The sequence below is a fragment of the Polaribacter porphyrae genome (assembly GCF_002954685.1).
Lineage (GTDB): Bacteria > Bacteroidota > Bacteroidia > Flavobacteriales > Flavobacteriaceae > Polaribacter > Polaribacter porphyrae.
Genome location: NZ_MSCN01000001.1, coordinates 3,357,889 through 3,383,181, shown reverse-complemented (window position 1 = coordinate 3,383,181; position 25,293 = coordinate 3,357,889). Strand labels below are relative to the sequence as shown.

The window sequence follows — 25,293 nt, the reverse complement described above, 5'->3', positions numbered from 1 at the left end:
AAATTTAAACAATGGAAGCAAAAACATCTGCAGCATCTTTAACTGTACTTACTGATTTAGTTTTACCTGGAGACACTAACTATTTAGACAATCTTTTTGGTGGAGAATTATTAGCAAGAATGGACAGAGCCTGCAGTATTGCTGCAAGACGTCATTCTAGTAGAATTGTGGTTACAGCTTCTGTAAACCATGTTGCTTTTAATAAATCTGTACCTGTTGGAAGTGTAGTTACTTTAGAAGCAAAAGTTTCTAGAGCGTTTAAATCTTCTATGGAAATTTATGTTGATGTTTGGATAGAAGACAGACAATCTGGACAAAGAACTAAAGTAAATGAAGGGATTTATACCTTTGTTGCTGTAGATGAAACTGGGAAACCTGTTCAAATTCCGCAAATAATTCCTGAAACAGATTTAGAAAAAGAACGTTTCGAAGGAGCTTTAAGACGGAAACAGTTGAGTCTAGTTTTAGCAGGAAAAATGCAACCTAATGAAGCTACTGAACTAAAGGCTCTATTTAAATCTTAAAATTATGTTAGAATTTTTAAATGATTTTAAAATTGTAGGTTCGCTAGTTGTTCTTTTACTAGGAACTCTAGTTAGAATACTGGTTTCTAAATCTTTACGAAATATTCGTATAAAATTTGGTTTTCAAAGAGCTAGGGTTGTTATTTTAAATAAAATAATTACTATTTTAATTTACTGTACTGTAATTGTAATCATTGCTTTTATTTGGGGTGTAGATGAAAAACAATTACTCATTTACATTTCATCATTTTTAACCATTTTAGGAATTGCTTTTTTTGCTCAATGGTCTTTACTTTCAAATATTACTGCTGGTTTAATTCTTTATATTAATTACCCAGTAAAAATAGGAGATACTATTACCATTTTAGAAAAAGATAATAATACAACTGGCGAAATTATAGATATTGGTGCTTTTTTCATCACACTAAAAACACCTGATAGCACTATGATTACTGTACCTAACTCTATAGTACTTCAAAAAAATATTAGCTATAAAACAAAATAATATAAGCTTATTAATTTAATATAATACAGGTAAAATTTTTAAATATTCTTTTAAATCTGTTATTTTTTACTAAATTTGTGAAAAATTTATCGTTATAGATAATTAATTTTATCTAAATTTTAATCAAAAATTAACCCTTAAAATCCCCCTAATGATTAAAACAACTACTTTCGTATCTGTTAGTAAGGTATCATCCAGTAATCTTTTATTATATTTCTTTTTAATAATATTCCTTACTTCAAATGTACTAGCGCAATCAAACTCAATTACTTATTTTGAAGATTTTAATGATGTAGGATATCCTACTAATCTACCAAATGGAGCTTATTGGACTTATCATAATGAAATTTACCCATCTCAAGATGCTTGGAATAAATTTATTCCTGGAGATGGTAATGCTTATTTAACTGTAGATGCAGATATTAATAATGATACAGATTGGATTCATCCCTTCCAAACTTTAGAATTTGGAGGCGTAGGAGAAAACCATCGTCTTGAAGTTCGAATGAAAGGAGCTGTTGTAGATGGTGGTTTAGTAGGCTTTCTTTTTACATATAATCAAGAAGGATCAATATTTAATGAAGTAGATATAGAAGTTGTAGCCAATGATTCTGCTACTCCTAATCATGAAACACTACCTGAAAATGGTGGTTGGACAGATGCTAGGTTTAATACTTGGAGAAATGCAAATGAGAGGAACAACAAACCGTTTACAGGAACTAAAAAACCAGTGGTAAATAATCTTAATGAGAAAATTTCACTAATTGACGACCAATTTCATACCTACACCATAGATTGGAGAGAAGATAAAATTGATTTTTTTATAGATGGTATTCTTCAAGAAACAATTACCACTAATGTTGCAACTGGTTGGTCTGAAGTTATTATAGGTTTTAGACAATTGCCTTGGGCTGGTAATTTTAATTGGAGTGGAACCCATACTATGATTATTGATTATTTAAAAATTGAGCCTCTAGAAAAGGTTTTATTTGCAACAGATGATTCTTTCACAATTGTTGAAGACATTACTACTAATTTAGATGTTTTAATTAATGATTCATCTAATACAACTATAATTTCTTTTGATGCATTTACCACACAAGGGTTTCCTGTAAGCAATAATTCTAACGTATTGACTTATAATCCCTCTAGAGGTTTTATAGGGCAAGATAACTTTACATACACTATAGAAGATACAAATGGTTCACAAAAAACAGCAACTGTAAATTTAACAGTAGAAAAATATATACCTCCATTAGATGCTGCCAATGACGCTATTACTGTTGTTCCTAACAGTTTTGATAATATAATAGACATAACTGCTAATGATAGTTATGGTCCTAATGGTGAGAATCCTACACATCCTATAACACTTCCAGGTGGAAAAATAGTTACTGCTACAAATATTGGTGGAGCTATTAGTGTAGTGAATGGCAAGATAAACTACTCTCCTCCTTCTGGATTTACTGGAATCGATACTTTTCAATACACAATTACTGATGGAAATGGGTTTGCTGATACTGCAATAGTGACCATAACTATTGGAGGTAGCCTACCTGCAAATGCAGTGGATGATACATTTTCTGTAAATGTAGATACTGCTTCTCAATTAGATGTATTAGCCAATGATTCTGCTGGCACAACTATAATTACTTTTGATACCAATAGCACACAAGGATTCACAGTTTCTGCAAACTCTTCTTTAATTACATATACTCCTGCAAATGGTTTTGTAGGTCAAGACAACTTTAGTTATACTATTCAAGATACTAATGGCAATCAATCTACAGCAAATGTTACAATAAATGTTAAAGAAGAAATTGTAGCAAGTGAACCTCTTAATGCTGTGAATGATGCTGTAATAATAGATCCTAATAGTGTTAATATCCCTATTGATGTTACTAATAACGATAGTTTTGGTGAAAATGGCGAAAGTACAACACATCCATTAACTCTCACAAATGGTAAAATGTCAACTGCAAGTACTAATGGTGGTGCAATAGCTGTAGTGAATGGTAAAATTAATTATTCAACTCCTTCTGGGTTTACTGGAATCGATACTTTTCAATACACAATTACTGATGGAAATGGGTTTGCTGATACTGCAATAGTGACCATAACTGTTGGAGGTAGCCTACCTGCTAATGCAGTGGATGATACATTCTCTGTAAATGTAGATACTGCTTCTCAATTAGATGTATTAACTAATGATTCTGCTGGCACAACTATAACTGATTTTGATACCAATAGCACACAAGGATTCACAGTTTCTGCAAACTCTTCTTTAATTACGTATACTCCTGCATATGGTTTTGTAGGTCAAGACAACTTTAGTTATACTATTCAAGATACTAATGGCAATCAATCTACAGCAAATGTTACAATAAATGTTAAAGAAGAAATTGTAGCAAGTGGACCTCTTAATGCTGTGAATGATGCTGTAATAATAGATCCTAATAGTGTTAATATCCCTATTGATGTTACTAATAACGATAGTTTTGGTGAAAATGGCGAAAGTGCAACACATCCATTAACTCTCACAAATGGTAAAATGTCAACTGCAAGTACTAATGGTGGTGCAATTGCAGTAGTGAATGGTAAAATTAATTATTCAACTCCTTCTGGGTTTACTGGAATCGATACTTTTCAATACACAATTACTGATGGAAATGGGTTTGCTGATACTGCAATAGTGACCATAACTGTTGGAGATAATGCTTCAAAAACATCTTCTTTTGGTGCTCTTAAAACAAATGAATTTTCTGTGCTAGAAAATAGCTATATAGTACATCCAAACCCATCTGAAGGTTATTTAAAAAATACTTTATTAAGTTCAGTAAAAACAGTTGCTAAACTTGTACTTTATAATGTAACAGGTAAAGTTGTTTATAGTTCTCCAATAGAAATTAAAATAGGAAAGAATGAGTTTGATTTAAACTTAAATCTTAAACCAGGAATTGTGTTTATGAAAATTACTAGTCTAGAAATGAACTTTGGAACAAAAAAATTAATTTTTAAATAAAAGATAATTTATCTAAAATATGAAGAGGTACATATAATATTATATATACCTCTTCATATTTTTTAGTAATGTTAGAGTAAAAAATTTACATTGTATATTAGCAAATAGGCTTTTACAATTCACTTTATGATTCAATCTTACAAGAAAAATCCTGCTTTAGCAGAAAAATACGACACTATAATTATTGGTTCTGGAATGGGAAGTCTAACTTCTGCTGCTATTTTAGCTAAAGAAGGCCAAAAAGTGTTGGTTTTAGAACGTCATTATATTGCTGGCGGATTTACACACATTTTTAAACGTAAGGGTTTTGAGTGGGATGTTGGTATTCATTATATTGGTGAAGTGCAGAGAGAAACTTCTGTAATTCGTAAACTTTTCGATTATATTTCTGATGGCAAATTAGAATGGGCAGATATGGGTGAAGTCTATGACAAAATTGTTATTGGCGACAAAGAATACGATTTTGTTAAAGGTGTTCAGAACTTTAAAGATAAAATGCTTTCTTATTTCCCTGACGAAAAAAAAGCAATTTATAATTATGTCAATTTGGTTTTTACTGCTATTAAAACAAGTCAGAAATTTTATATGGATAAAGCAATGCATCCTTTAATCAGTAAGTTTTTTGGAAGCAAAATGCGAAATCCTTTTTATAAATTTTCTGATAAAACTACTTATGAAGTATTGTCTGGATTAACAGATAATGAAGAATTAATAAAAGTGCTTTCTGGGCAATATGGAGATTATGGTTTGCCACCAAAAGAAAGCAGTTTTGTAATGCACGCTGCTGTTGCAAGACATTATTTTGCTGGAGGAAGCTTTCCTGTTGGTGGTTCATCAGAAATTGCAAAAACCGTTGATAAAGTTATCGAAAAAGCTGGTGGAACTATTCTAATTAGTGCAGAAGTAGACGAGATTCTCATCAATAAAAATAAAGCTATTGGTGTAAAAATGAAGGATGGGAAAAGCTTTTATGCCAAAAATATTATTTCTGGAGCAGGAATTATGACTACTTACCATAAATTGCTACCTCAAAATATAGTTGAAAAACACAAGTTAAAAACTCAATTACAAACCGTAAAAAGATCTGTTTCTCACGCGTGTTTATATATTGGTTTAGAGGGTTCACCAGAAGATTTAAATTTGCCAAAAACCAATTATTGGATTTACCCAGATAAAATAGATCATGATACTGCTGTAAATAATTATTTAAATGATTTAGATGCTGATTTTCCTGTGGTTTATATTTCATTTCCTTCTGCTAAAGATCCTGATTGGAGTAACAGGTATCCAGGAAAAAGCACGATAGATATTATTACGTTATTGCCTTACGAAGGTTTTAAAACTTGGAATGGCACCAAATGGATGAAACGTGGTGAAGAGTATAATGCTGTAAAAGAAAAAATAGCACAAAGACTTTTAAATGTTTTGTACAAACACGTACCACAAGCCAAAGGTAAAATTGAACACTATGAACTTTCTACACCTTTAACTACGCAACATTTTATCAATTATGATGAAGGAGAAATTTATGGTTTAGACCATACTCCAAAACGTTTTAGACAACAATTTTTAAAACCAAGAACCAAGATTAAGAATTTATTTTTAACAGGGCAAGATGTAGTTACTGCTGGAATTGCTGCTGCTCTATTTTCTGGAGTTATTACAACTGTTGCAATGACCAAAAAAAATATTATTAAAAAGGTAATGAAGAAGTAGCTATCTTTTGGCTAGCCAAGATTTAGGGTTTAACCGTTTTGTATTTTTAAACAATACAAAAATTAAAGTAGTTTTATTTTTGACTTTATCTGTAAAAATTTTTCCAATTTTTTGACCAGTAACAATTTTATCCCCTTTTTTAACATAAGCGTTTTCTAAATGATTATAAGATGTAATATAATTACCATGTCTAACCATTACATTTTTTGTTTTTCCAGAACCAATTAAAACATTTAAAACTTCTCCATCAAAAATAGCAGTTGCATCACTCCCTTTAGAGGTTGTAAAATGCATCCCTGGGCTATTTATAGTTATTCCTGGAAAAATAGGATGTGGTTGAACCCCATATCTTCTGGTAATAATACTCTCTTCTACTGGCCAAGGTAAATTACCTTTATTCTTCTCAAACTTCGAAGCCAAGATTTTAGCTTCAGGGCTCAAAATAAATTCATTCTTTTTTGTAGTTTTTGGTGCTGATTTAAACTTCTTTTTTGTTGCTCTATTTGCTTTAGCAATTTCAGCTTTTATCAACTTATCAATCTTGGCTGCAATTCTTTTTTCCTCTTTAACATTTTTTCGTAAGTCTCTTTTATATTTACTTTCCTTCTTTTTTATTTTAGAAATTAAATCTTCTTGATTTTTTTTATCAGCCTCAATTTCTTTTTTCTGACCTTCTTCTGATAAAATTAAAATATCTTTTTCTTTTTTTTGTAGTACTAGAGAATCTTTAACTTTTTCTATCACTTTAGCTTGCAAAACAATTTCTTCTCCTTGTTTTTTTCTAAAGGATCTATATTGCTTCATATATTCTAAACGCTTGTAAGCTTGATAAAAATTTTGTGAGGAAAGTAAAAACATCGTTCTACTCTGTTGTGATTTGCTTTTGTAAGATTTGTAAATCATGTCAGCATAATCTGCTTTTAAAGCTGATAAATTTTTGTTTAGTTTATCAATTTTTCTCTCGTTATTTTTTATTTGGTTAGCTAGTAGTTTGGCTTCTAAATTAATAGTATTTATCAATTTATTTCTTACTTCAATTTTTTTATTAATATCTTTTAAAGCCTCAAAAGCATTTTTCTCATTTTTTTGTTCGGCAAATAATAATCTATTTAATCTGCTTATTTGAGATTTGTACTCTTTTCGTTGTTTTTCTAACTCTTTTTTAGATTGATTATAGCTAGGAAAACTCACCAAAAGAAGTAAGATAAAAACCGTATGATATTTTATAGGATGCACTAAAATTTTACTTTTTTATAACCACTAGGTATATTAAAAGACATCTTAACATCAGTATTAAACTGTACTGATTTATATACCAAATCTATTGCAGTAATAGATTTACTATTTTTAGCTTTAATATTAACAGCAGTCGGAAAAACAACATCTTCTATTAAATTATAATTAGGATACTCAATATCTAAACGTAAATTTTTTTCTATATTAACAATAGCTTGGTTATCTAATTTAAAATGAGAAGGGTTAATAGTAAAAAAAATATCAAACAATGCTGCCTGTTTTTCGGGAGATAAAACGTAACTGTTGTTTACAATTTCTACTTCTTGTTTTTCTTCTTTAACATTTAATAGAGATTGCCCTAAAAATAAGTTTTGAAGTTGCTCAAAATTAATTTCTACACCTAATAATTGTTTTATCATAGAAAAGTCTCCTTCAAAATAATTTTTAAATAAAGACGAATAATAGCGTACAGAAGTTGGTGTAATTTCTGCTTTAAAAACAGTAATTAATTTTGAACCTTTTAACCAAATAACCTCATCTTTCTTTATTTTCATACTTACAGACAAGTTCTGATTGGTTTTACCGTTATTAAAATTTACCCTTAATTTTGCGTCTAAAGTTTCTTTATCAAAATTTGCTGCAATATGCTTTTTAGCCACTTTTTTTGCAGATATACTTTTTGCAATAGCATTTGCATCTATCATATTTTTTTTTGTTTTACATGAAGCAAATAAAAACACTAGTAAAAAAATATACTGGTAAGATTTCATCTTAAATTTTTAGTTTTTTAGCTTTTAATTGATACTTTTTTTCTTCATTACTGTTTCCTAAACCTTTATGAGCTTTAGCCATTTGCTTATAAAAATCTGCTTCCATTTTATCTTCTATCACAAAGTCAATTCCATTCTCTAAAATAGATAACGCTTTTTTATAGTTTTTCTGATAATTTAATGTTTTTCCATGTACAAAATACACAAAAGGTTGTGCAGGAAACAATGTAATACCTTGCTCACTGTACTTTAATAAAACAGCATTTTCTTTAGATATTTTTAAAATTTTTTCTAGTGTAGTGTATTTTTTTTCGCGTTCAAAATCATCAATTAAATCTGTAATATTTTGTATTTTTTTTGTTGATTTTTTAGCGACTTTTCTGTTTTCTAAACTACGCTTTATATTTTTTAAATTAGCATCTAAAACACCATCTTTAGCTAATGAATTTAGTAGAGAAATAGCCTTTTCATAATCTCTATTGTATAAATAAAGTTTTACTAAAAAACCTCTTTCTTTTGGATTAATAGCAATAATTTTTTGTTGTATTTCTATAGCGTTTGACAAGTTATTATCCTTTTGATATACTTTAACCAAATGCTTTAACATCCAAATATTATTACTATCTTTTTTTAGGGCTCTATCTATATATTCTTTAGCAAGTAGTTTATTATTTAATGATAAATAATTTTTAGAAAATTCAAAAAATACAGATGCATCATTAGGTAAAATTTGATTACAGTTTTCAAGATTTTCAATTGCTTTTTGATGATTGCCAATCGCTTTTTGAGAAAGAGCTTTAAAGAAAAATTGCTGAAACTTTAATTCAGCTTCTTCTGTTAAATCTTTTTTTGCAGGAATACTATCTTGTGAAAAAGTCTTTAGAGATAAAAGAATATAAAATAAAGAGAAAAGAGCCAATCTATATATTATAAACTGTCTCTTTTCTATTAGTTCTATTTTATTTACTCTAATCAAAAACATTATGTCAATTCTGAATAATCTCCAATACTAACAGATGTAAACTCTCCATTATATTTTGCATGATTACCAATCATAGCATTATCTAAAGTAGCATTATAAATTTTAACATCCTTTTGAATTAACGAATTTGTAATTGTTGAATTTTCTACACTACTATTTTTGCCAATAGAAACATAAGGTCCTATTTTAGTGTTTTTTAATACTACATTTTTACCTATAAAACAAGGTTGAATAATTTCTGAATTGTCTAAAACAACATCATCAGCAACTAAATTATTACCAGCTTCATGTTCAAATTTAAGAGTTTGTTTATTGGTATCTACAGTTGGGTCTTTCTTACCACAATCCATCCATGCATTTACCTTACCAGGTACAAATTTTGCCCCTTGTTGTTTCAGCGATTCCAAAACATTTGTAAGCTGATATTCGTTGTTTTCTTTTAAGTTATTATCGATTAAATATTGAATTTCACTCAATAATTTATCACCATCTTTAAAATAATAAATACCTATAATGGCTAAATCAGAAACAAATTTCTTTGGTTTTTCAACAAAATCAGTAATAATTCCATCTTCTAATTTTACTACTCCAAAAGCACTTGGGTTTTCTACTTTACTTACCCAAATTGCACCATCAGCTTTGGTATTTAATGTGAAATCTGCTTTAAATAAAGTATCTGCATATGCAACAACACATGGCCCACCCAAAGATTCTTTAGCGCAATATATAGCATGTGCAGTACCTAAAGCATCTTTTTGAATATAAACAGAGCCTTTAGCCCCTAATTTTTCAGCAATTTTTAATAATTTATCTCTTGTATCAGAAGGAAATCCTTTCGCAGTTGTACCAACTACAAAAGCAATTTCATCAATTTTTTCATCAATTACAGAAGCAATATCTTCTACTAAACGTTGTACAATTGGTTTACCTGCAATAACAGTTAAGGGTTTAGGAACAGTTAACGTGTGAGGTCTTAAGCGAGAACCTATTCCAGCCATAGGGACAATAATTTTCATATAAAAAATTTCTAAATTAATTCAATTGCAAGATACTATTAATTAAGTAATCGTAAAATAGTTTTTTCTAATTATAAAAACCCCATTTATGGGGGTATAAAACCCCATTTATGGGGTTTTGAAATTCCCCCATTTATGGGTATTGACAAGCATATATATTTCCCTTAATTTTACACCAGATATAAAATATAAAAATATTATAGTCCCCCAGAAGTCATTTTATTTATAAATGAATTAAGACCCAAGTTAATCTTGGGTTTTTTTGTTTCTTTGCAATTGTAAAATTTTATAAGTGAATTATCTTTCTGTAGAAAACATCTCAAAATCTTATGGTGAGCGTATTTTGTTTCAAGACATTTCTTTTGGGATAAATAAGGATCAAAAAATTGCATTTGTTGCTAAAAACGGAAGTGGAAAAACATCCATCTTAAACATCATTGCTGGTTTAGATGTAGCTGATTCTGGTCAAATTGTGAGTAGAAAAGACATTTCTATTGCTTATTTGGCTCAAAAAGATGATTTGGATACGAATTTAACTATTGAAGAAACCATATTTGCTACTGATAATAAAATTTTGTCTGTTATCAAAAATTATGAAAAAGCGCTAGAAAACCCTGATGATGCAGATGCGTACCAAAATGCTTTTGAATTAATGGAACAATATAATGCTTGGGATTTTGAAACTCAATACAAACAAATCTTATCTAAACTTAAACTTGATGATTTAAATCAAAAAATAGCATCTCTTTCAGGTGGGCAGAAAAAACGTCTTTCTTTAGCAATAGTATTAATTAGCAAACCAGATTTATTAATTCTTGATGAGCCAACTAATCATCTAGATTTAGAAATGATTGAATGGCTAGAAGCTTTCTTTGCCAAAGAAAAAATAACACTTTTCATGGTAACACATGATCGTTATTTTTTAGAAAGGGTTTGTAATGAAATTTTAGAACTTGATGAAGGAAAAATCTACAAATACAAAGGTAATTACTCTTATTATCTTCAAAATAAAGAAGAAAGATTAGCACTAGAAGCTACAAATTTAAGTAAAGCTAAAAGCTTATTTAAAAAAGAATTGGATTGGATGCGAAAGCAACCCAAAGCTAGAACTACAAAATCTAAATCTAGAATTGATGACTTTTTTGAAATTAAGAAAAAAGCACACCAAAGAAGAAAAGACCATAAAGTTCAACTTGAGATAAATATGGAACGTTTAGGTAGTAAGATTCTAGAACTACATAAGCTTCAAAAGTCTTTTGATGATATAGTTATTTTAGATGGATTTGATTATGTTTTTAAAAGAGGGGAACGTATAGGGATTATTGGTAAAAATGGTAGTGGAAAATCATCTTTTTTAAATATTATTACACAAAAAATTCCTGTTGATGGAGGTAAAGTAGTGATTGGTGAGACCATTAAATTTGGCTATTATACTCAAAAAGGAATCGAAATTAAAGAAGGGCAAAAAGTAATTGAGGTGGTTAAAGATTTTGGTGAATTTATACCTTTAACAAAAGGTAGAAAAATTTCTGCTGCTCAATTATTAGAACGTTTTTTATTTGATAAGAAAAAACAATACGATTTTGTTGAAAAACTCTCTGGTGGTGAACAAAAACGATTGTATTTATGTGCTGTTTTAATTCAAAATCCTAATTTTTTAATATTAGATGAACCGACTAATGATTTGGATGTTGTTACTTTAAATGTTTTAGAAAGTTTTTTATTAGATTATCCTGGAAATTTATTGGTCGTTTCTCATGATCGCTATTTTATGGATAAAATTGTGGATTCTCTTTTTGTGTTTAGAGGCAATGGAATTGTAGAAAATTTTCCTGGTAATTATTCTGATTTTAGAGCTTATGAAAATTCTAACCCCTATGAAGAGGAAACCAAAGAAGTAACAATAAATAAAGAGAAAGAAGAAAAAAAGATCACAAAAACAGCTTTATCTTACAACGAAAAAAGAGAATTCGGTGCTTTAGAAGTTGAAATTGAAAGATTACAAAATCAAAAAAGCAGAATTGAGCAGCAGTTTGTAAATGTAGAAATACCAGAAGAAGATATTCAAAAAAAATCTGAAGAACTACAAAACATTATTAATATGCTTGAGCAAAAAGAAGAACGTTGGTTAGAGCTTTCTATGAAAATGGAAGATTAAACTTTTATGATATTTTCATCTTTTATTAAACCTTCATTATTAAAACGTAGCAATATTTGAGCAACTGCAATCGTATCTTTCTCACAATAATTTACTATTCGTTCTATGTTTTTTTCTTCATAATATACTTTAGCCACTTCACTCCCATCAATGTCATCTTTTGGGGAAGGAATTCCTAGAATTGACGTTAATAATTTTAAGGAAGTATAATGCTTGTAGTCTCCAAATTTCCATAACTCTAGAGTATCTAAATGAGGAACTTCCCAAGGCTTTTTACCAAATAGATTTAGTTTTTTTGGCAATTCTATTTGATTGATAATCATTCTCCTTGCAATGAAAGGAAAATCGAATTCTTTACCATTATGAGCACATAAAACATGATTTCTTTTAGAAAAATGATTATCTAATAACACTTTAAAATCTTTGAGAAGTTGTTGTTCATTATCTCCAAAAAAAGACTTTACCCTAAATTTTCTTTCTTCATCTACATCAGTAAAAAAACCAACAGAAATACATATAATTTTACCAAATTCTGCCCAAATTCCTGCGCTGCCATAAAATTCATCTGCAGTATATTCTTCTTTCCTTTGGTATTTTGTTTTTGCTTCAAAAAGTTGTTGTTTTTCTATAGATAAATTTCCCCAATCTTTTTCTTGAGGTACAGTTTCGATATCTAAAAAGAGTATGGACGTTAATTTTAATTTGAGATTCATAGCACTACTTTTTCTTTTGATAAATATAGTAAAAAGAAAAAGCTCTGAAAAATCAGAGCTTTTATATATCTATTAAATAGTTTAATTTATTCAATTACTAATTTAGAAGTTGCTGTTTTGGTACCTTCAGTAACTTTTAAAATATATAATCCTGATGCTATTTCAGAAACATCAACATCTGATTTAGTACCAGAAACATTTGTAGAAAAAACTCTTTTTCCTAAAACATTAAATATTGATACTTGTTTTGTATCTGAACTTAAACTAGAAATTGTAAAAGTATTGTTTGTTACAGGATTTGGATATGTTGCAAAACCTTCAATTGTATTATTTTTTACACCTAAAACCAGCCCTGCTAAATTTATTGGAAGTATTCGAACTTCCCCATCAAATTCTGCTCCAAAAGCAGTCATATCAACAGTTCCACTTGGTATTGCTGTACCTATGTAATCAGCTTCTGAAAATGATGTTCTAAAAATAACTGTTGAATTTCCTGAAGTTAGTGTATATTTTGTTGAAGAAACAAAGTTTTGACCAACATCATTATTATCAAAAGACAAATCTTCAATTTTAATAAGTTCTGACTCATAATCTTTATAGTTTGCAACATAATTAGCTAATGTAACAACTTCTGGTGTAATTGCATTTCCTGTTGATGTTGCAGCCCCAGTATCTACGTCTGGCACCAACTGTAAAACGCCTCCAAAAGAGCCCAATCTTCCTTTTAAACCAGTAATACCATCATAAGTAGTGTAAGTAGTTGTGATAGTACCTGCTGTATCATCAATTAACATACCACCAGTTGCATCCTGTATATATTTTTGATTTCTATTACTCCTTGCATAAGTTAAAATTACCTCATTCCCTAGATCATAATATTCACCTTCTGTACCTGCTCTTAATGCAGCTAAATTAGCTACTTGATTATAGACAGCTACACTAAAAGAAACACTAGATTCAACTTTAGGATTTAAAGAGGCACCTGAATTATCTACTAATTCTGCAGTTGCTGTATAGCTTCTACCAGCCACAACAGTTATTGGGCTTGGTGTAGCTGTAAAAAAGTTAGCAACTTCTGTAGCTTGACCAGTTTCTTCTAGGGTTGTTTTTATATAACCATCTCCAGAATTATCAGTCATACCAGAACCATTATCTTTTGAAAGCGTAAAATTAGCAAGACTAAAATTTACAGGAACTTCTGTAGTAGATGGATTAAAAACTTGATTTGCTGTGATGCCTCCAATAGATAATGATGGTTCTGCTACAAAACCATCAATAATTCTAATATTATCAATTGCTATATCTTCATCACCAGCATCAAAATTTTCAAAAACAATCCTAACGTCTGCTAGTAATCCAGAGTTCATACTTGCTGTAAATTCTGTGAAATTTTCTGTTAATGCTTTACCATCTCCTATCCCATCAAAATCACTATCAATCATTGGTTTAGAAACATTTGAGCCACTGGTAGCATTTCCTGAAACTTGTAAAATCTTTGTGAAATTTCCTGAATTATCAATATCTATTTCAACAAAAAAATTTGTATTACCATCCCAATCAAAGTTAGAATCACTTGGTTGATCTTCTGCTAATAAAATTGCAAATGTTAAGTTTGTGTAGGTAGATATATCAATATCATCAAAAGTTAATGTTTGTATTTTCATTGAACATGGTGATCCATCTGTATCCATAGCTGCAAAAATATAGTCACCATCTTGACCAGAAACGTTATATGATGATCCTAACTCTGTGCCATCATTCTTTGCTCTGGTAAAAAAATCAAAACCATCATTACAAGTTTCGGATGCTGTTCCTGAATTTCCAGTTTCAAAAGATTCTTGAAAAACTGTTGTTTGGCTTAAACCAGTAAATGTGTAGCATAAGGTAAACAATAAAGTAAATAAGTAATTTTTTTTCATATTTGATTTGATTTAAATTAAGTTATAAATTTAAAAAATTATATTAAGTAGTTAGTATTTGGTGTAATTATATTACTGTTAAGTTATAAACAACTATGAAAACAATTTACTAACAATTAATACACGTTATCATAACATATTAATTCTTATTTTTGAGTTTTAGATTTCTTTAATTATGAACAAAAATGATATTAAAATTTTATTGGTAGATGATGAGCCAGATATTCTAGAAATTATTGGTTACAACTTAAGGAATGAAGGGTATCAAATTTTTACAGCTAAAAATGGTAACGAAGCTATTAAAATGGCTAAAAAAAATATTCCACATTTAATTTTACTAGACATAATGATGCCAGAAATGGATGGCATTGAAGCTTGTGAAAAAATAAGAAAAATAAAATCTTTAGAAAATATAATTATTGCATTTTTAACTGCAAGAGGTGAGGATTACTCTCAAGTAGCAGGTTTTGAGGCTGGTGCAGACGATTATATTACCAAACCTATAAAACCGAAAGTGCTAATTAGTAAAATAAAATCACTTTTAAGAAGATTAAAATCTGAAAGCAATGATAATGAAAAATCATTAACAATAGGAGACATTGTAATTGACAGAGATGAATATGTTGTTTACAAAGCTGGTAAAAAAATATCTCTACCCAGAAAAGAGTTTGAACTCTTTTCATTATTAACCTCTAAACCTGGTAAAGTATTTAAAAGAGAAGTAATTTTAGATACAGTTTGGGGAAATGAAGTGGTTGTTGGTGGAAGAACTATTGATGTTCATATTAGAAAATTAAGAGAAAAAATTGGTGATAATCACTTCAAAACTGTTAAAGGTGTTGGTTACAAATTTGTAACAGAGATTGAGAACTAACTTATTTATTATTTGAAACTAAAAAAAACATATTCTTATGCACTTTGGTCTGCAATTTATTTAACATTACTTTCTGTTATAATAGCATCAATTTCTTATTTTATTATTAGTAAACACCTTGGTATAAGCACAATTATAGTTTCAATATTTGTACTTTTTATTATTTCTTTTTTTATAATTCAGTACAGAGCAGAACACTTTATTTACAGGCGTTTAAAAAAAATATATGATGAAGTATCAATATTAGACACTAACGATTTAACAAAAGAAACTGCAACTACAGATATAGAAGAACTTTCTAAAAGTATGCAAGATTTTGTTGATGGTAAACGTTCAGAAATTAAAAGTTTAACAGAGAGAGATTCTTTTAGAAGAGATTTTTTAGGAAATGTAGCTCATGAACTTAAAACACCTCTCTTCACAGTTCAGGGTTATATTTTAACCTTATTAGAAGGAGCTGTGAACGACAAACAAATACGAACTAAATATTTAGACAGAGCTAACAAGGGAGTGGAAAGATTGGTTGCAGTAATTAAAGATTTGGACATGATTGCTAAATTAGAAAATGAAGGAACTAAACTAAATGTAGAGGTTTTTAATATTTTAGAATTGATACAAAATGTGTTTGATTTGTTTGAAATGAAAGCAAAAAAAAGAAATATTTCTTTAACTTTTGATAGAATTTACGAATTTCCGGTCTTTGTTAAAGCAGATATTGAAAAAATAGAACAAGTACTTATCAATCTTGTTGTAAATTCTATTAAGTATGGTAACCCTAATGGATCTACTATTGTTGGTGTTGAAGACTACAATGATAAAAAATTTATTCTAAAAGTTACAGATAATGGTGAGGGCATAAAACCAGAACATTTGCCAAGACTGTTTGAACGCTTTTATAGAGTTGACCAAAGTAGATCTAGAGAACAAGGTGGTTCTGGTTTGGGACTATCAATAGTTAAACATATTATCGAAGCTCATAACGAAAATATATACTTAAAAAGTTCTTATAGTGAAGGTTCTGAATTTTCTTTTACTTTAGAAAAAGCAAAATAAATTAAACCAAGTCAAAACCAATATCTGTCCTAAAATCCATTTTATCAAAATGAATTTTACTAATGTTATTATAACTTTTTGCCAAAGCTTCTTCTATAGTATTTCCAAAAGAAGTTACAGCCATTACTCTACCTCCATTAGTAATTACTTTACCCTCTTTAATAATAGTACCTGCATGAAAAATAATTGAATCTGAAACATTATTAAAACCTAAAATCTCTTTTCCTTTTTGATATGTTTCTGGGTATCCACCAGAAACTAACATTACAGTTGTTGCAGTTTTATTAGTAACAGAAAATGATTTTTCATTTAGATTTTGATTTGCGACTCCTTCAAATAATTCTAGCAAATCAGACTCGATTCTAGGCAAAACGACTTCAGTTTCAGGATCTCCCATTCTTACATTATACTCTACTACTGAAGGATTTCCATTATCATTCATTAGCCCTATAAAAATAAAACCTCTATAATCAATTCCATCATTTTGCAAACCCTTAATAGTTGGTTTTACTACTAATTCTTCCACTTTATTTAAGAATTCTTCGTTAGCAAATGGCACAGGAGAAATTGCACCCATTCCACCAGTATTTAATCCAGTATCTCCTTCCCCAATTCTTTTGTAATCTTTAGCAGATGGTAAAATTTTATAGTTTTTTCCATCAGTTAATACAAAAACAGATAATTCTATTCCTTTTAAAAACTCTTCTATTACTACTGTTGATGAAGCTTCTCCAAACTTTTGATTAGAGACCATTTCTGTTAATTCTGTTTTAGCTTCTTCTAAATTATCCAAAATTAAAACTCCTTTCCCAGCAGCTAAACCATCAGCTTTTAAAACATAAGGAGGTTTTAAAGTCTCTAAAAACTGATATCCTTCTTCTAAATTATCTTTAGTAAAAGATTGATATCTTGCTGTTGGAATGTTATGCTTTTGCATAAATTGTTTTGAAAAATCTTTACTGCCTTCTAACAAAGCTCCATCTTTTTTGGGTCCAATTACTGAAATATTTTTCAAATCATTGTCGGCCAAAAAGAAATCGTGAATACCATTTACTAAAGGTGCTTCTGTACCAACTACAACCATATTAATATCATTCTCTAAAACAATATTCTTTACTGCTACAAAATCAGTAGGATTAATATTAATATTTTTAGCAATTTTATCTGTGCCAGCATTTCCAGGAGCTACAAAAAGTTGGTTTATTTTTTTACTTTCTAATAGTTTTAATGCAAAAGCGTGTTCTCTACCTCCAGAACCTAAAATAAGTATATTCATTTTATTTGTGTTGTTGTGGTTGTAAATATATTTTAATTTTATTTGGATAATTTATTAAAAAATAATGGATTTTTATTAGTTAAAATCCCCATTTAAGAAAATATTTTATAGCTGATGAGGTATGTCTAAAAAATAATTTAAGGCTTTTTGATGAACCTTGCTTTAGAACATGTATAATTTCTTCCTGTGGATAATATAATTTTTTCTTCCCTATTTTATCAATTTTTTTACATATATCTATATCTTCCATATATAAAAAATAGCGTTCATCAAATCCTCCTAAATTAACAAAATCTTCGGTTTTGTATAGGTGAAAACAACCCGTAATATATTCTGGGAAAAAAGGTTTAGTTAAATCTTTATCTTGATATTGTCCTTTTTGTATTGTTTTTTTAAAAAGTGGAGCTAAAAAGTTAAATCTTCTAGCTATTAATTCTGAAATTGATGGATACCTCCTACAAGAGTATTGGTGTTTTTCATTAGGAAACAATACTTTCGGAGCAATAACACATACATTATCTTTTTTATTTAACTCATATATTAATTTAGGAATAACTTTTGGCTTAAAACTCACATCTGGGTTCAAAATTAAATGATAATCTGATTTTCTATTTATTCTATAAATTACTCTGTTGTGAGCAGAACCAAATCCAATATTATCTTCAACTGGAATATATTCTATATTTTTTTCTACTAATACATACTGATAAAATTTATCTGAAGTATTATCAATTAAAAAAAGTTTCTTATTAGGTAGAGGTATATTAAGAAAACTATCAACTGTTTTATGTAAATAAGCAAGATTTTCTTTATACAATACTATAGATCCAGTAATTACAATATTTTCCATAATTAATATGCTTTTTCTTCTTTTTTAAATACATTAAAAAATGTCTGTATAATAATCTTTATATCAAGAAAAAAAGACCAGTTTTCAATATAAAATATATCTAATCTTACTCTATTATCAATATCTGATTTCTTTATTACCTCTCCTCTATAACCGCTTATTTGAGCCAAACCTGTTATACCTGGTTTTACTGAATTTCTAATCAAATAATTATCTACCTCTTTTGTATATTTTTTTGTTTGAATATTAATATGTGGTCTTGGGCCTACAACACTCATATCTCCAAACAAAACATTTATAAATTGTGGAAGTTCATCCAAACTAGTTTTTCTTAAAAAAGCACCAACTTTAGTAATTCTTTTATCATTTTTAGTAGCAGAGATTAAATCTGCTTGGCTATTTGTCCTCATAGATCTTAACTTGTAACAATAAAATTGTTCACTATTTAATCCATCTCTTTTTTGTTTAAAAAACAATGGACCTCTTGAATCTATACGAATGATTATCCATAAGATTGGTATCATCCAAGATAATACAAAAATGCATATTAATAATGAGAAAAAAACATCAAACGCCCTTTTGATTATATGAGTTTCAATTTTTTCAAAAGGTAAATGTTTAGGTTTTAAAATAGGCATTGTTCCATAATATTCTAAAACTAAATCTTTGCTATAAATTGCTTTACTCTCTGGTAGTAACCTATACTCTAAACTGTTTTTCCTAGCAAATTCTCTAATTTTAAGCAATTGATTTGTGTTTAATCTAGATGGGTTACAATACAACTCATCAATATTATTTTTAACTATATACTCAAAACTTTCATCTATCTTTCCTAGATAATATTCTGAATTATAGATTTTATCAGAAAAAAAGCCAAAAAATCGATACCCTAAATCATTCTTATTATGAAAAAGTGTTTCTAATTTTTTCGCTGAATTCGACTCACCAAAAAAAATAATATTTCTATAATTTTTGCCTTCTGTTCTATATATTTTAAGAAGAAAAAAAATCAAAAATTTAAAGAATGTTATTACACTTAAAATTGAAATAAAAATTACAAATTGATTGTTAATAACCAGCCCTTCTTTAAAAATACTAAAATAGCTTAAATAGGCTAGCGAAAAAACAAAAAACTGTGATAAGGAAAGTGATACTAATTTAATAATGTGAGTGTACCTATATACATTATAAAATTTTGTATAATATGCTATAAATAACCAAAAAATAGAGATATACGTTAGAAAAGAAAAATTAAAATACTCTTTATCTGAAATAATATATATTATACCATTGATCAACAGTAAATCTATAACTACTGTCAAAGGCTTAATAAGTATTGATCTTTTTTGTTTCAAGTACTAATTCTTTTTGTCTTTATTAGTAGTAACGTTGTAGTTATGAAAAAAATCATTCCTCTCTGTCTCCATAAAAAAGACTCGGTAAAACATACTGCTAATATTATAATTATAAAGCATAGTAAAAAATAATCTTTATAAATAATTGCATTTCTAATAATTAAAAATAAAAGAATTAATACAATACTAAAACCAATTAAGCCAAGTTCAGCAAAAGTTTGTATATATTGATTATGATAGTTATAACCAAAAAAACCAGGATATAAGTTATACTCTTTATATTTATTATTTAAACTTTTTTGAGAGTTATTTAGTCCAAACCCGAGTAAGAGCTTTTCATTTTCTTTTAAAATTTCAAAAAAGACTTTAGTTTGAAAAGCACGTAGTCCAGAACCTGTCCAAAGATATACATGCCCAAAATCTTTTTTACTTAAAACTTCTTCTATTTTTGTTTTTTCAAATTCAATTTTAACTCTTTTAGAGAGATTAGACATAGCCATTAGAAAAAATAATGAAATACCTAATACTAAAAGTAATCTTTGAAATTTAACTTTCTCGTATTTCAATTTACCAACAAAGAAAAATAATACTATTAGAAAAGTAATAAAAATTATTATTTTTGAGGATAGTAGAATCAAAAATATACCTAATAGAAGAAAAATTATTTTATCAAGTTTACTTTTATTTTTTTTGTGTATTAAAAAACATATGACAAAACTTGTATAAGCAGATAAATAAATTGCGTTTAATTCCTTAAAATTATTACTCAATTTATGGTAAAACAAATAGGATATATCGGAGTTTTTTAAAGATTTTATAAGACCTAATACCAAACAATATATTGCAAAAAGCACTAAAGATTTTAAAAAAAAACAAATTATTTTATGCTTATCAACTTTAATATCAGAATTAAAAATAAAAGACAATGGAATCACTAGATAAGATAAAAACCTTATTAGTGCTTCTTTTGTATTTTCAATATCAGTAGTCCAAATTAAAGATAGAAAACTAAAAACATAAAGAGTAATTAACAATATTGGTATTATACTTAATTTAACTTTATTTTTTTTAAATAAAACTCTATAAAGTGTAAACACAAAAAGAAAAATTACTGCAGTACTATTTATAGCAAACCCAATTGGTAGTGTTACCAAAATTAAAATAAGAATTACACTAAAAATATCTTTATCTTTCATTAAATAGTTTAGAAGTTTTAAGAATAAAGTAAATTCAAAAGTAACTATATTAACTAAATTATATTCTATATTTGTTACCTTTCTTACTATCTATAAAATGTCAAAAAAAACATTAAACAATACTTCATATAAACTTTGCATTGTTATACCTTGTTATAATGAAGGAGATTTTTTTTTACATAAAAGATATAAATTATTCCTACAAAATTATAAAGACACTCTAATTTGTTTTGTAAATGATGGATCTTCAGACAATACAGATGAGTGTATTTTATCTTTAAAAGATAAATTTCCAGAAAATGTTTCTATTGTAAATCATAAAGTAAATTCAGGAAAAGCTCAGGCTGTTAAAACTGGAATGAATTATTGTAATTCAAATTTTGATTTTGAAAAAATAGCTTATCTAGATGCTGATTTAGCAGTTTCTCTAGAAGAGTGTTATTCTTTATCTTTTTTTATTGATAAAGAAGTAGAATTTGTTTTTGGCTCAAGAATATTAAGAATTGGAGCTACGATTATAAGAAAAACATACAGACATTATATTGGAAGAATAATTGCTACATTAATTTCTTATATTTTATCTTTAAAAGTATATGATACTCAATGTGGCTGTAAAATATTTAAGAAAGAAGTATCAGAAGCAGTTTTTATAAAACCTTTTATATCTAAATGGCTTTTTGATGTTGAAATATTTTTTAGAATACTTGAAATCTATGGCAAGAAATTAGCTCTCCAAAAAATGCTTGAAATTCCTTTAGAAAAATGGATAGATAGAGGAGATTCTAAAGTTCAATTTTCATATTTTTTTAAGTTATGGTTAGATTTATTAAACATCAAAAAACAATATTCTAAAAAAAACAATCAAAAAAAATCTTATTTTTCATTAAAACCTTCTTGGGTAACAATTGTTTCAATTATTATAGCAACTACTGCATTTCATGTTTGTTATGGTCTTGAAATTATTATTCCAACAAACATTAGTTGGCTTTTATCTGCTTATCATGATTGGGGTCAACATTACTTGGGTTGGGCATTTTTTAGAGATGCGCCTTGGACTTTTCCTCTTGGAGAAATGACTAATTATTATTATCCTGTAGGAACAAATGTAGGTTTTACAGATTCAATACCCCTACTTGCACTTTTACTAAAGCCTTTTTCAAGTATTTTACCTAATGATTTTCAGTATTTAGGTTTCTTTATGTATACTGCATTTGTACTTGGTGCCATATATACTCTTAAAATATTAAAGTTATTTAATATTAATAAAATTATAGGCCTAATCGCAGTAATTTTTATCATTACTAGTCCTTTGTTTATTTTTAGAGGAATGCACCCTGCATTAACGGCTCATTGGTTAATATTAGCTTCAATCTATTATTATCTAGTACCTTCTAGTAATAAAAATAATGCTGTAAAAAATAATTGGAAACAATTAACTCTTTTTTTCTTGAGTACTACTATTCATCCTTATTTAGCAGCTATGATTTTTGGATTTTGTATTATTCTTCCTATAAAGAATTTTTATTATGAAAAATCAATCAACAGAAAAAAATTAATTGTATTCCCTATTTTATCGCTGACTTCTGGTTTATTTTTCTGGTTTATTTTAGGATTAATAGGTTTTGGCAAAAGCACTGGAAGTTCTGCTGGTAATTACTATGGAGAAAATACTTTTAATTTAAATAGTTTTTTTAACTCTTTTACTTATTATTCAAATTTCTTCTCTGGTTTACCAAAAATTTCTGATGGTCAACATGAAGGGTTTAGTTATCTTGGTTTAGGAATGATGGTAATTTCTTTAATATCTGTAATTTACTTCATATTTTTATTAATAAAGAAAAAACTAAATACAAAAAAACAGCACTTACCTCTATTTATATTAGTCATTCTTATGCTTCTATTTTCTATAAGTAATATTGTAACACTTGGAGATAAAGTATTGTTTGAAGTACCTATACCTTCTATCATTAAAAAGTTAGGTAGTATTTTTAGAGGAACTGGACGTTTTTGCTGGCCTTTTTACTACTCATTTACACTTTTTTCAATAGTATTATTTTCTAAACTACCAATAAAAAATAGCTTTAAAATATCTTTACTTTCAATTCTAATTGTTGTCCAACTTTGTGATATTGAAAATATTCTTACTTCTAGAAACCTTAATTATGGAACTTATAAAACAAAATTAAATGATGAAAAGTGGGTTAAAGTTTTCAGTAATTTTGATAAAATTATAACATATCCTCCATTTGAAAAAACACTATCTTATACCTTTGATTATCAAGATTTAATGTATTTAGCTGATAAAGTAAAAAAACCTATAACTACTGGTTATGTAGCTAGATCAAAACCTATTCATAAATACACAGATTCATTAAACAGAATGATTAATAAGCCTAATTTTTTTGATAATAATACATCTTTAATTGTAACTACATCTAAACACTTGGAAGTTTTTCAATTACCATTAATTCAAAAAAAAGCTAGCCTCTATAAAATTGATAACTTTTATCTGATTTTTTCTAAAAAAAAAGATAAAAATCTACTATTTACAAAAAATAATGATATTAATATAGATTCAATATTATCAAGAATAAATAAGTCAGTTGAACTAAAGTCTAAAAACTATATTGAGATTGACAACTCACACCTAGAAAACAAAAATGAAGTTCGTTTTGGAATAGATGAAATTGTTAAAAACGATAATTCATTAAAAATCAGAGGTTGGGCATTTGATTATACTGCTGATAGCAATTTAAATGATTCAATTTTCATCTCTCTTTCGAACGAAAAAAAATCTTACTTATTTAAGACAGATTTAACTTTTAGACCAGATGTTACAAAATATTTTAAAAGAATAAATATAGACTCATGTGGCTTTAATAGTCTATTATTTTTAAAAAATATTCCTTATGATAGCTATAAGATTGGCTTTGTTATCAAAAACAAAGAAATTGTTGCTCACAAAAAAATTTCTGATAGTATACAAATTAATCCTTAATCAATATAAATTTTACTTATGCTTTTTTTATTAATACATTGATAAAAAAAAGTGAAATATTGATTATTAATTACCTCAACATTAAATTCTTCAAAAATTTTTAATTTATTATTTGTAATTTTTAAACTTTCTTTTGTCTGTAGTATGTCTTTTTCATTTATATAAAAAGCCACATCTTCTGGTGTATAAAAATAATATGCATTTTCTTTCAATACAGCTTTATTAAAAATATTATTATGCGCCACAATCAAATTACCAGAACCCATTGCTTCTAATAAAGAAGGGTTAGTACCTCCTACAGAATGACCATGAAAATATAAATTACAGAAATATCTAAGTGTATTTAAAGCATTAAGATCATAAATACTACCTAAAAAAATAATGTTTTTATTATCTTGATATTTATTTTTAATCTTCTTTCCAAAATTATTTTTAGTATAATCTCCTACAACCAAAAAAGACATTTTAGTATTACTTAAAATTACACCATCTAATATTGTTTCAATATTGTTTTCTGGTTCTATTCTAGCAATAAGCATATGGTATAAGCGTTTTTCTACTTTATATTTACTAAGTAAACTTTCATTCATTTCTTTCACAATATTGCTTCCATAAGCAATGAATTTTGAATTTTTTTTATATTTTTTATCAATATAATTTTTAATTCCTATTGAATCTGAAATAAGATAATCACTCTTTTTTGCAGCTAAAGATTCTGCAAATTTCAAAAATTGTTTTACAAAAAATGAATATTTACTTCTTTTCCATTCTAAACCATCCATATTTGTAATTATAAGTGGTTTTTTAGGAAAAAGAAAAGACCATATAGAACTACTTGTATAACCTAATTGAAGAATAATATCTAACTGTCTTTTTTTAGAATCAAGTATGCAATTCAAATCATAAATAAACTGACCAATAGTACCTGTTCTATGCTCTGGATCGTTACAATGTATAATATTTACTCCTTCAAAAATATTGTCTTGATAAGGATGATTAGATGAATTGTATACATAAACTTCACAGTTTTTTTTAACTAAAAAAACGGCTAAATGTTCTGCAAATTGCTCAAAACCTCCATAATGATTTGGTATACCCCTTGTACCAATTATTCCTATTCTCATTCTAAT

General features: G+C 27.6%; 19 protein-coding genes. 8 read left to right on the top strand and 11 right to left on the bottom strand.

Features of this window, described 5'->3' with window-relative positions:
• The first annotated feature begins 11 nt into the window (after nt 1-11).
• The 4 genes from BTO18_RS15155 (at nt 12) to BTO18_RS15140 (ending at nt 5,767) form a co-directional block, all read left to right on the top strand.
• Nucleotides 12-524 (top strand): acyl-CoA thioesterase, encoded by a 513-nt coding sequence (locus tag BTO18_RS15155; protein WP_105017033.1) that lies wholly within the window; start codon nt 12-14, stop codon nt 522-524.
• A gap of 4 nt (nt 525-528) precedes the next feature.
• Nucleotides 529-1,029: a mechanosensitive ion channel domain-containing protein gene (locus tag BTO18_RS15150; protein ID WP_105017032.1), complete on the top strand. Its 501-nt coding sequence runs from the start codon at nt 529-531 to the stop codon at nt 1,027-1,029.
• A 151-nt stretch (nt 1,030-1,180) separates the two neighbouring features.
• Nucleotides 1,181-4,051, top strand: a complete 2,871-nt coding sequence (locus BTO18_RS15145; protein WP_105017031.1) for an Ig-like domain-containing protein — start codon at nt 1,181-1,183, stop codon at nt 4,049-4,051.
• A gap of 126 nt (nt 4,052-4,177) precedes the next feature.
• Nucleotides 4,178-5,767, top strand: coding sequence for a phytoene desaturase family protein (locus tag BTO18_RS15140; RefSeq protein ID WP_105017030.1), 1,590 nt, complete (start codon nt 4,178-4,180; stop codon nt 5,765-5,767).
• On the opposite strand, the gene BTO18_RS15135 is transcribed toward BTO18_RS15140, so the two are convergent.
• The 4 genes from BTO18_RS15135 to BTO18_RS15120 are packed head-to-tail and all read right to left on the bottom strand — an operon-like array spanning nt 5,768 to nt 9,771.
• Nucleotides 5,768-6,958 carry a murein hydrolase activator EnvC family protein gene (locus tag BTO18_RS15135; protein WP_244905144.1) on the bottom strand — a complete coding sequence of 397 codons (1,191 nt, stop codon included), beginning with the start codon at nt 6,956-6,958 and terminating at the stop codon, nt 5,768-5,770.
• A gap of 44 nt (nt 6,959-7,002) precedes the next feature.
• Nucleotides 7,003-7,773, bottom strand: coding sequence for a lipoprotein insertase outer membrane protein LolB1 (lolB1, locus tag BTO18_RS15130; RefSeq protein WP_105017028.1), 771 nt, complete (start codon nt 7,771-7,773; stop codon nt 7,003-7,005).
• A 1-nt stretch (nt 7,774) separates the two neighbouring features.
• Nucleotides 7,775-8,755 carry a tetratricopeptide repeat protein gene (locus BTO18_RS15125; protein WP_105017027.1) on the bottom strand — a complete coding sequence of 327 codons (981 nt, stop codon included), beginning with the start codon at nt 8,753-8,755 and terminating at the stop codon, nt 7,775-7,777.
• Nucleotides 8,755-9,771, bottom strand: coding sequence for a sugar phosphate nucleotidyltransferase (locus BTO18_RS15120; RefSeq protein WP_105017026.1), 1,017 nt, complete (start codon nt 9,769-9,771; stop codon nt 8,755-8,757). Before BTO18_RS15120 ends, BTO18_RS15125 begins: the two co-directional genes overlap by 1 nt.
• Nucleotides 9,772-10,063: 292 nt before the next feature.
• Here BTO18_RS15120 and BTO18_RS15115 point away from each other — a divergent pair, with 292 nt between their 5' ends.
• Nucleotides 10,064-11,929 (top strand): ABC-F family ATP-binding cassette domain-containing protein, encoded by a 1,866-nt coding sequence (locus BTO18_RS15115; RefSeq protein ID WP_105017025.1) that lies wholly within the window; start codon nt 10,064-10,066, stop codon nt 11,927-11,929.
• Here BTO18_RS15115 and BTO18_RS15110 read toward each other — a convergent pair.
• Both BTO18_RS15110 and BTO18_RS15105 read right to left on the bottom strand, forming a co-directional pair.
• The gene (locus BTO18_RS15110) at nt 11,926-12,642 is read right to left on the bottom strand and encodes a 3'-5' exonuclease (protein WP_105017024.1); all 717 of its coding nucleotides are present in this window, start codon (nt 12,640-12,642) and stop codon (nt 11,926-11,928) included. The genes BTO18_RS15115 and BTO18_RS15110 overlap by 4 nt on opposite strands.
• A gap of 86 nt (nt 12,643-12,728) precedes the next feature.
• Nucleotides 12,729-14,561 (bottom strand): T9SS type A sorting domain-containing protein, encoded by a 1,833-nt coding sequence (locus BTO18_RS15105; RefSeq protein WP_105017023.1) that lies wholly within the window; start codon nt 14,559-14,561, stop codon nt 12,729-12,731.
• Nucleotides 14,562-14,736: 175 nt separating this feature from the next.
• Here BTO18_RS15105 and BTO18_RS15100 point away from each other — a divergent pair, with 175 nt between their 5' ends.
• A complete protein-coding gene (locus tag BTO18_RS15100) occupies nt 14,737-15,435 on the top strand; it encodes a response regulator transcription factor (RefSeq protein WP_105017022.1) in 699 nt (232 codons plus the stop codon).
• A gap of 12 nt (nt 15,436-15,447) precedes the next feature.
• A complete protein-coding gene (locus tag BTO18_RS15095) occupies nt 15,448-16,488 on the top strand; it encodes a sensor histidine kinase (protein ID WP_105017021.1) in 1,041 nt (346 codons plus the stop codon).
• A 1-nt stretch (nt 16,489) separates the two neighbouring features.
• On the opposite strand, the gene purD is transcribed toward BTO18_RS15095, so the two are convergent.
• The 4 genes from purD to BTO18_RS17890 form a co-directional block, all read right to left on the bottom strand.
• Entirely contained in the window at nt 16,490-17,764 is a 1,275-nt protein-coding gene (gene purD, locus BTO18_RS15090) for a phosphoribosylamine--glycine ligase (RefSeq protein WP_105017020.1), read from the bottom strand.
• Nucleotides 17,765-17,843: 79 nt separating this feature from the next.
• Nucleotides 17,844-18,614, bottom strand: a complete 771-nt coding sequence (locus tag BTO18_RS15085; RefSeq protein WP_226789057.1) for a glycosyltransferase — start codon at nt 18,612-18,614, stop codon at nt 17,844-17,846.
• Between the two features lie 2 nt (nt 18,615-18,616).
• Nucleotides 18,617-19,912, bottom strand: a complete 1,296-nt coding sequence (locus BTO18_RS15080; protein ID WP_226789064.1) for an exopolysaccharide biosynthesis polyprenyl glycosylphosphotransferase — start codon at nt 19,910-19,912, stop codon at nt 18,617-18,619.
• Between the two features lie 53 nt (nt 19,913-19,965).
• Nucleotides 19,966-21,165, bottom strand: coding sequence for an O-antigen ligase family protein (locus tag BTO18_RS17890; protein WP_105017017.1), 1,200 nt, complete (start codon nt 21,163-21,165; stop codon nt 19,966-19,968).
• 97 nt (nt 21,166-21,262) lie between these two features.
• Between BTO18_RS17890 and BTO18_RS15070 the strand changes: the two genes are divergently transcribed.
• Nucleotides 21,263-24,163, top strand: coding sequence for a DUF6311 domain-containing protein (locus tag BTO18_RS15070; RefSeq protein ID WP_105017016.1), 2,901 nt, complete (start codon nt 21,263-21,265; stop codon nt 24,161-24,163).
• On the opposite strand, the gene BTO18_RS15065 is transcribed toward BTO18_RS15070, so the two are convergent.
• On the bottom strand, nt 24,160-25,287 hold the full coding sequence (locus tag BTO18_RS15065; protein WP_105017015.1) for a DUF1972 domain-containing protein: 1,128 nt from the start codon (nt 25,285-25,287) through the stop codon (nt 24,160-24,162). The genes BTO18_RS15070 and BTO18_RS15065 overlap by 4 nt on opposite strands.
• Nucleotides 25,288-25,293: the final 6 nt, after the last annotated feature.

What these genes read in the sequence shown, in the direction of transcription:
- BTO18_RS15155 (WP_105017033.1), top strand. Translation starts at nt 12, where the DNA reads ATGGAAGCAAAAACATCTGCAGCATCTTTAACTGTACTTACTGATTTA.
- BTO18_RS15150 (WP_105017032.1), top strand. Translation starts at nt 529, where the DNA reads ATGTTAGAATTTTTAAATGATTTTAAAATTGTAGGTTCGCTAGTTGTT.
- BTO18_RS15145 (WP_105017031.1), top strand. Translation starts at nt 1,181, where the DNA reads ATGATTAAAACAACTACTTTCGTATCTGTTAGTAAGGTATCATCCAGT.
- BTO18_RS15140 (WP_105017030.1), top strand. Translation starts at nt 4,178, where the DNA reads ATGATTCAATCTTACAAGAAAAATCCTGCTTTAGCAGAAAAATACGAC.
- lolB1 (WP_105017028.1), bottom strand. Translation starts at nt 7,773, where the DNA reads ATGAAATCTTACCAGTATATTTTTTTACTAGTGTTTTTATTTGCTTCA.
- BTO18_RS15125 (WP_105017027.1), bottom strand. Translation starts at nt 8,755, where the DNA reads ATGTTTTTGATTAGAGTAAATAAAATAGAACTAATAGAAAAGAGACAG.
- BTO18_RS15120 (WP_105017026.1), bottom strand. Translation starts at nt 9,771, where the DNA reads ATGAAAATTATTGTCCCTATGGCTGGAATAGGTTCTCGCTTAAGACCT.
- BTO18_RS15110 (WP_105017024.1), bottom strand. Translation starts at nt 12,642, where the DNA reads ATGAATCTCAAATTAAAATTAACGTCCATACTCTTTTTAGATATCGAA.
- BTO18_RS15105 (WP_105017023.1), bottom strand. Translation starts at nt 14,561, where the DNA reads ATGAAAAAAAATTACTTATTTACTTTATTGTTTACCTTATGCTACACA.
- BTO18_RS15100 (WP_105017022.1), top strand. Translation starts at nt 14,737, where the DNA reads ATGAACAAAAATGATATTAAAATTTTATTGGTAGATGATGAGCCAGAT.
- purD (WP_105017020.1), bottom strand. Translation starts at nt 17,764, where the DNA reads ATGAATATACTTATTTTAGGTTCTGGAGGTAGAGAACACGCTTTTGCA.
- BTO18_RS15085 (WP_226789057.1), bottom strand. Translation starts at nt 18,614, where the DNA reads ATGGAAAATATTGTAATTACTGGATCTATAGTATTGTATAAAGAAAAT.
- BTO18_RS17890 (WP_105017017.1), bottom strand. Translation starts at nt 21,165, where the DNA reads ATGAAAGATAAAGATATTTTTAGTGTAATTCTTATTTTAATTTTGGTA.
- BTO18_RS15070 (WP_105017016.1), top strand. Translation starts at nt 21,263, where the DNA reads ATGTCAAAAAAAACATTAAACAATACTTCATATAAACTTTGCATTGTT.
- BTO18_RS15065 (WP_105017015.1), bottom strand. Translation starts at nt 25,287, where the DNA reads ATGAGAATAGGAATAATTGGTACAAGGGGTATACCAAATCATTATGGA.